At 67.5% G+C, this 7,105-nt stretch carries 6 protein-coding genes; 4 read left to right on the forward strand and 2 right to left on the reverse strand.

What is annotated here, in order from left to right; genetic code table 11:
• The first annotated feature begins 82 nt into the window (after positions 1-82).
• From pyk to IAE56_RS20165, 3 genes are all read left to right on the forward strand, one after another.
• Entirely contained in the window at positions 83-1,549 is a 1,467-nt protein-coding gene (gene pyk, locus IAE56_RS20155; protein ID WP_200753742.1) for a pyruvate kinase, read from the forward strand.
• Between the two features lie 185 nt (positions 1,550-1,734).
• Positions 1,735-2,739 (forward strand): class I fructose-bisphosphate aldolase, encoded by a 1,005-nt coding sequence (locus tag IAE56_RS20160; RefSeq protein ID WP_116863705.1) that lies wholly within the window; start codon positions 1,735-1,737, stop codon positions 2,737-2,739.
• A 136-nt stretch (positions 2,740-2,875) separates the two neighbouring features.
• Entirely contained in the window at positions 2,876-3,910 is a 1,035-nt protein-coding gene (locus tag IAE56_RS20165; protein WP_200753743.1) for an ABC transporter substrate-binding protein, read from the forward strand.
• Between the two features lie 48 nt (positions 3,911-3,958).
• Here IAE56_RS20165 and IAE56_RS20170 read toward each other — a convergent pair whose 3' ends face one another.
• Positions 3,959-4,555, reverse strand: coding sequence for an O-acetyl-ADP-ribose deacetylase (locus IAE56_RS20170; RefSeq protein WP_200753744.1), 597 nt, complete (start codon positions 4,553-4,555; stop codon positions 3,959-3,961).
• A gap of 239 nt (positions 4,556-4,794) precedes the next feature.
• A complete protein-coding gene (gene cysK / locus IAE56_RS20180) occupies positions 4,795-5,754 on the reverse strand; it encodes a cysteine synthase A (RefSeq protein WP_108769819.1) in 960 nt (319 codons plus the stop codon).
• Between the two features lie 207 nt (positions 5,755-5,961).
• Between cysK and IAE56_RS20185 the strand changes: the two genes are divergently transcribed.
• Positions 5,962-6,945 carry a LysR family transcriptional regulator gene (locus IAE56_RS20185; protein ID WP_108769818.1) on the forward strand — a complete coding sequence of 328 codons (984 nt, stop codon included), beginning with the start codon at positions 5,962-5,964 and terminating at the stop codon, positions 6,943-6,945.
• Positions 6,946-7,105: the final 160 nt, after the last annotated feature.

The raw sequence follows: 7,105 nt of genomic DNA on the forward strand, positions 1-7,105 counted from the left end.
GGCGCCCCAAGGCTGTAACCGTATACATGGGGCGTGAAGGATGTGCTAATTTCCCACCTTTAACGGGAGAGGCCCATTCACCATGTTCGAGCGTCAGCGTCGCACCAAGATCCTAGCCACCCTCGGTCCGGCGACCGACCCGCCGGGCGTGCTGGAGGATCTGTTCCGCGCAGGCGTGAACGTGGTTCGCCTCAACTTCAGCCACGGTGATCCGTCCGGCCAGGCCAAGCGCGCCGCCGACGTCCGTGCCGCCGCAGCCCGCGTGGGCGTGGAAGTGGGCATCCTGGCCGACCTGCCGGGCCCGAAGATCCGCATCGAGCGCTTTGCCGAAGGCAAGGTGTACCTGAAGGCCGGTGACCGCTTCGACCTGATCGCCAGCGACAACGCCGGCCCGGGCGATGCCAGCCAGGTGGGCGTGAGCTACCTCGGCCTGCCGCAGGACGTGGGCCCGGGCGATGTCCTGCTGCTCGACGATGGCCTGATGCAGCTGCAGGTGGTCGAGGTGCAGGGCGACCGCATCATCAACACCGTGCTCAACGATGGCGCGCTGTCCGACCGCAAGGGCCTGAACAAGCAGGGCGGTGGCCTGTCGCTGGGCGCGCTGACCGAGCGCGACAAGGAACTGATCGGCATCGTCGCCAAGATCGGCGTCGACTTCATCGCCGTGTCCTTCTGCCGCAACGCGCAGGACATGAACGATGCCCGCGAGATCGCCGAATCGCATGGCTGCTACGCCGCGCTGGTGTCCAAGATCGAGCGCACCGAAGCCATCGAGAACCTGGAAGAGATCGTCGAAGCCAGTGACGTGGTGATGGTGGCCCGTGGCGACCTCGGCGTGGAAATCGGCGACGCCGAGCTGCCGGGCCTGCAGAAGAAGATCATCAAGGCCTCGCTGGCGCAGAACAAGGTGGTGATCACCGCCACGCAGATGCTGCAGTCGATGGTGGAAAGCCCGATCCCGACCCGCGCCGAAGTGCTGGACGTGGCCAACTCGGTCATCGACGGTACCGATGCGGTGATGCTGTCGGCCGAAACGGCTGCCGGTGCCTACCCGGTGAAGGCCGTGGAAGCGATGGCCCGCATCTGCCTGGGCGCCGAGCGCCAGTTCCAGACCGAGACCGACTTCAACGCCTCGCCGCGCAACCTGGAACGTGCCGACCAGGCCATCGCCATGGCCACCATGTTCCTGTCGCAGCACGTGGGCGTGCGCGCCATCGTGGCGATGACCGAATCCGGTGGCACCGCCCGTTACCTGTCGCGTTTCCGCGCCAAGGCGCCGGTGTTCGCGGTCACCCGCCATGACGGTGCACGCCGCCAGATGGCGCTGATGCGCGATGTGTTCCCGATCAACTTCGACAGCCGTGGCCTGACCCCGCGCGAAGCCGCACGCGGCAGCATTCGCCTGCTGGTCGAGTCGGACCTGCTGCAGGCCGGTGACCGCGTCGTGTTCACCAGCGGCGAGCACATGGAAACCCTGGGTGCGACCAACACCCTGCGCCTGCTGGAAGTGGGCGACGACGGCCGCGCCAGCGGCCTGGGCGATCTGTAAGCCCTGACGGTATCGGGTCGGCGCTGCCGATCCGGGGTCGGATCCCCGAAGGGGCTCCGACCCCATCGCGCAGGACATCACTTGTCCTGTGCAGACATGGAAGCGTTTCCATCCTGTCCTCCACGGCGAGGCGACGGGCAGCGGGGCTATACTTACGTTTTTCCCGCACCCGCCACAGGAAATACATGAGCATCGAACAGCTGGCTGAAACCGCCCAGGCCATGGTCGCCCCGGGCAAGGGCATCATCGCGATCGACGAATCCACCGCTACCATCGCCAAGCGTTTCGCCGGCGTCGGTATCGAGAACACCGAGGAGAACCGTCGTGCCTACCGCGAGCTGCTGCTGACCACGCCGAAGCTCAACGAGCACATTTCCGGCGCCATCCTGTACGACGAAACCATCCGCCAGTCGACCAAGGACGGCGTGCCGTTCGCCAAGTACATGGCCGACCACGGCATGATTCCGGGCATCAAGGTGGACAAGGGTGCACACCCGCTGGCCGGCTGCCCGGGCGAGCTGGTCACCGAAGGCCTCGACGGCCTGCGTGAGCGCCTGCAGGAGTACTACAAGCTGGGTGCGCGCTTCGCCAAGTGGCGTGCGGTCATCAACATCGGCGACAACACCCCGTCGGGCACCTGCATCGAGTCCAACGCCCACGCGCTGGCGCGCTATGCCGCCCTGTGCCAGGAATGCGGCCTGGTGCCGATGGTCGAGCCGGAAGTGATCATGGACGGCGACCACGACATCGAGACCTGCTACGAAGTCACCGAAGCCACCCTGCGTTCGCTGTTCGACGCGCTGTACCAGCAGAACGTCCTGCTGGAAGGCACCATCCTGAAGGCCTCGATGGTCATCTCCGGCAAGGGCTGCGATGAGCAGGCCGACGCCGAGGAAGTGGCCGAATCGACCGTGATGTGCCTGAAGAGCACCGTGCCGGCGATCCTGCCGGGCGTGGTGTTCCTGTCCGGTGGCCAGACCGACGAGCAGTCGACCGAGCACCTGAACGCGATGAACCAGATGGGCAACCTGCCGTGGCCGCTGAGCTTCTCCTATGGCCGCGCCATGCAGCAGGCCGCGCTGAAGCTGTGGGCCAAGGACATGAAGGGCAACTACGCCGCTGCACAGAAGACCGTGTACGAGCGCGCCAAGGACAACGGCCTGGCCGCGCTGGGCAAGTGGAACGGCTGAGCCGCCCGCTTTCCCGTATGACGTGACACCGCAGACGCCGGCATCATGCCGGCGTCTGCTTTTGTGGGTATCGTTGCTGCTCCCTCGCGCAGGGCCTGTGCGCGCGGGATGTCCGCCAAGGCCAGGGAGAGGTTCAATGCGTACCACCGCGATCGCGCTGGCCATCGCCACGGTGCTGTCCGTGGCAGGTTGCAACCGTATCGGCCCGGCCGAGCCGGCGGCCAGGGTGCCCGTACTGCAGTTCGACAGGCCGGTGTCCGGCGAGATCACGTCGCGCAGCGGCATGAACTTCAACAACGGCAGCCACCATCAGCTGTACCAGATCACCGTGCAGGACAAGCAGCGCGTCGGCATCACGTTGACCGGCACCCTCCGCGGCGCGATGACCGTCTTCCACGACGGCAAGGTGGTGGCCCGCAGCCGCACCCATTACGAGGGCAGTGACGTTGCCGTCGCGTTCCGTGCCGAGGGCGGCGGCAGCTACCAGGTGGCGGTGAACGCCAATGCGCCGGAAACCTACGGTCCGTTCCGGCTGCGCGCGGAAGTGCTGAAGCCCCATGACGGCACGCCGATCATCAACGCGGGCCATGTGTCCGACCTGCTGCTGGAGTCGTCGCAGGCGTACACACTGCAGGTGGACACGGCCGGCCTCTACACCATCGACCTGCGTTCGGACGTGTTCGACACCCTGCTGGCGCTGGAGGGCGAGGGCCAGGATGCCGAGAACGACGATGGCGGCGAAGGCAGCGATTCGCGCCTCAGCCTGCTGCTGCAGCCGGGCCGCTACACGCTCAACGTCAGCAGCCTGGATGAGGAGGAGAACGGCGCGTTCACCCTGGACGTCCAGCGCAGCAACGTGCCGGCCGCGATGGTCGAGCAGGACGGTACGACACTTCCCGCCTCGGGCAGCGTGTTCACCACGCTTGATGACGAAGGCCGCCGGCGTTTCCTGCTGCGCCTGGACGCGCCGAAGCAGGTGCAGCTGGATGCGCTGTCCAGCCAGGTCGATACCGTGCTGCACCTGGTCGGCGGCGATATCGACATCGAGGACGATGACGGCGGCAACGGCACGGACGCGCGCCTGCAGGAGACGTTGCCGGCCGGCCACTACACGGTGGAGGTGTCCAGCGTGGAGGGCGATTCCGGCCTGGTGGAGCTGCGCATCCAGTAGATCCACGCCATGCGTGGATGGCCTTTCATCCAACTGCGCTGCCGCACCTCAATGCGCGGCGACGTACCCGGCATCACCCAGCGGCGGCAGCGGCAGGATGCGTTCGGCCTCCACCGCCTGGCCGGCCGCACTCAGCGCCTGCTGGTAGGCCTTCGCCGTGGCGGTATTGAACGCCACCAGCACGATGCGCATCGGCTGCGCATGGCTGCGCTGCCACGCCAGCGTTTCGGTCACCGCCACCTGCACGGCCTGGTACAGCGGGTAGCCGTAGACGCCGCAGCTGATGGCCGGGAACGCGATTGACTGCACGCCCAGCGATTCGGCCAGCTGCAGCGATTTCCAGTAGCAGTTGGCCAGCAGGGCGGGTTCGTCGCGTTGGCCGTCATGCCAGACCGGGCCGACCGTATGCAGCACGTGCCGCGCGGGCAATGCATAGGCGTCGGTGGCACGCACTTCGCCGGTCGGGCAGCGCACACCCGGGCGCAGTTCCGGCAGGCGCTCGCACTCGGCCAGCAAACCTGGGCCAGCCGCACGGTGGATGGCACCGTCCACACCGCCCCCGCCGAGCAGGGTTTCGTTGGCCGCGTTGACGATCGCATCCACCGCCAGGGTCGTGATGTCGCCCTGCCACACTTCGATCTTCATGCGTCCGTCTCCTGCCTGTTGTTGTTGCGCGCCGTGCCCGCGCTGGCTGCACCCACCGTAGTGGAGAGGGCATCCATGCTGCGTCATGACCGTCTCACGCGCTGCGATTACGGCCTTCACGCACGATGGGGGCAATAACCTTCACGCAGGCTGAAGTGGTAGCGCCGGGCCATGCCCGGCGGAAAAAGAAAACGCCGGGCATGGCCCGGCGCTACCGTGGGTTGACGACCCCGTTTCGCTTACGGCAGACCGGCCAGCCAGTCGTCGTCGGAACCTTCGTTCACGTCAGCAAACAGCGGGGTGGAGAAGTAGCGTTCACCGGTGTCCGGCAGCATCGCCAGGATCACCGCGCCCGGTTCGGCGCGTGCGGCCACGTCCAGCGCGCTGGCGAGCGTCGCGCCGGCGGAGATGCCAACGAAGATGCCTTCCTCGGCCGCCAGGCGGCGCGCGGTCGCGATGGCGCGATCATCCTCGACGGTGAGCAGTTCATCGACCACGTCGCGGTTGAGCACATCCGGCACGAAGTCCGGGGTCCAGCCCTGGATCTTGTGCGGCTTCCAGTCATCGCCCTTCAGCAGGGCGGCGCCGGCCGGTTCGGTAGCGACGATGCGGGTCTGCGGGCGGGCGACCTTCAGCACTTCGCCGACGCCGGTGAGCGTGCCGCCGGTGCCCCAGCCGCTGACGAAGTAATCCAGGCGCTTGCCGGCGAAGTCGCGCAGGATCTCCGCCGCCGTAGTGTTGCGGTGGTAGGCCGGGTTGGCCGGGTTGGCGAACTGGCTGGCCAGGAACCAGCCGTGCTCTTCGGCCAGCTCGCGCGCCCTGCGCACCATGCCGCTGCCACGTTCGGCGGCCGGAGTCAGGATCACCTTGGCGCCATAGGCGCGCATCAGCTTGCGGCGCTCCACCGAGAAGGTCTCGACCATGGTGGCCACGAACTTGTAGCCGCGCGCGGCGGCGACCATCGCCAGGGCCACGCCGGTGTTGCCCGAAGTGGCCTCCACGATCGTGTCGCCGGGCTTGAGCAGGCCGCGTTCTTCGGCGTCGAGGATGATGGCCAGCGCCAGGCGGTCCTTCACCGAGCCGCCCGGGTTGAACGACTCGACCTTGGCGTACACGGTGACGCCCTGCGGGGCCAGGCGCTGCAGTTTGACGATGGGGGTGTTGCCGATGGTGTCGAGAATGGAGTCGTACAGGGCCATGGAAGCGCTCCGGAAGCGGGCCGCGCCGGGGGCCGGCGGGCGGAAGGGGGAGGCTGGCCGTTCAGGCCAGCGGCTGCCGGCTGACCGTAGCGCCGGCTTATGACGCCCGGAAATGACCAGATACCTTTCTTAAACAACGTTTGGTTATAAGCTGGTGATGGCAATAGACCCTAGAGTGGACCTCCGCCCCCCGCGCCCCCGCCCGCCATGACGCTTACCCAGCTGCGCTACCTGGTCGCCATCGCCGACGCCGAGATGAACATCACGCTCGCGGCCTCGCGCGTGCACGCCACCCAGCCTGGCTTGTCCAAGCAGCTCAAGCAGCTGGAGGACGAGCTGGGCTTCCTGCTGTTCGTGCGCAAGGGGCGCAGCCTGGAATCGGTCACCCCGGCCGGTACCGAAGTGATTTCCCGCGCCCGCGCGGTGCTGGCCGAGGCCAACAACATCCGCACCTATGCCGCCAACCAGCGGCGCGAGAGCCAGGGCCAGCTGATCCTGACCACCACCCATACCCAGGCGCGCTTCGTGCTGCCGCCGGCGGTGGCGGCGATCAAGCAGGCCTACCCGCAGGTGAGCGTGCACCTGCAGCAGGCCGGTGAGGCCGATGCGCTGGACCGCCTGAACCAGGGTGATGCCGATATCGCGATCATCAGCACGGCCGGTGGCGAGCCGACCGATGGCATCGCCGTGCCGCTGTTCCGCTGGCGCCGGCTGGTGGTGGTGCCCAAGGGCCACCCGCTGGACCGTGCCGGCCGCGCGCCGGACCTGGCCGCGCTGTCCCGCCAGCCGCTGATCAGCTACGAATCCTCCACCCGCCCCAATTCCTCGCTGCAGCGCGCGTTTGCGGCCAACGGGCTGGTGCCGGACCTGGCGCTGACGGCGCTGGATGCGGACCTGATCAAGACCTATGTGCGCACCGGCCTCGGCGTCGGCCTGCTGGCCGAGATGGCGGTGAGTGCCAACGACGAAGACCTGCGCGCGTGGCCGGCGCCGGAGCCGATCACCGAGTGCATCGCGTGGGCGGTGCTGCCGCGCGACCGGGTGCTGCGTGATTACGCGCTGGAGCTGGTGCATGTGCTGGCACCGCAGATTGATCCGCGCGACCTGCGGCGGGTGCTGGATGGCAACCAGGCAGCTGCGTGGCCGGTGCCGCCGACGTGGGAGTCGCTGACCCAGACCATCACGGTCTGAGGGGTGGGCGGCAGGGCTTGCAGCCCTGCACCTGCTTCAAGACAACGGCAACGGCAACATCAACGTCAAAAGCCTGCATTCCGCGGGATGGCGGGGCGGTGTGGGTGGTCAGGACACGCCGTAAACCCATCCATGGGGGCTCGTAGGCGCCATCCATGGC

Source organism: Stenotrophomonas sp. S41 (assembly GCF_016624625.1).
In the GTDB taxonomy this organism is placed as follows: domain Bacteria; phylum Pseudomonadota; class Gammaproteobacteria; order Xanthomonadales; family Xanthomonadaceae; genus Stenotrophomonas.

Excerpts from the sequence above, each read along its gene's own strand:
- pyk (WP_200753742.1), top strand. The coding sequence starts at position 83 with ATGTTCGAGCGTCAGCGTCGCACCAAGATCCTAGCCACCCTCGGTCCG.
- IAE56_RS20160 (WP_116863705.1), top strand. The coding sequence starts at position 1,735 with ATGAGCATCGAACAGCTGGCTGAAACCGCCCAGGCCATGGTCGCCCCG.
- IAE56_RS20165 (WP_200753743.1), top strand. The coding sequence starts at position 2,876 with ATGCGTACCACCGCGATCGCGCTGGCCATCGCCACGGTGCTGTCCGTG.
- IAE56_RS20170 (WP_200753744.1), bottom strand. The coding sequence starts at position 4,555 with ATGAAGATCGAAGTGTGGCAGGGCGACATCACGACCCTGGCGGTGGAT.
- cysK (WP_108769819.1), bottom strand. The coding sequence starts at position 5,754 with ATGGCCCTGTACGACTCCATTCTCGACACCATCGGCAACACCCCCATC.
- IAE56_RS20185 (WP_108769818.1), top strand. The coding sequence starts at position 5,962 with ATGACGCTTACCCAGCTGCGCTACCTGGTCGCCATCGCCGACGCCGAG.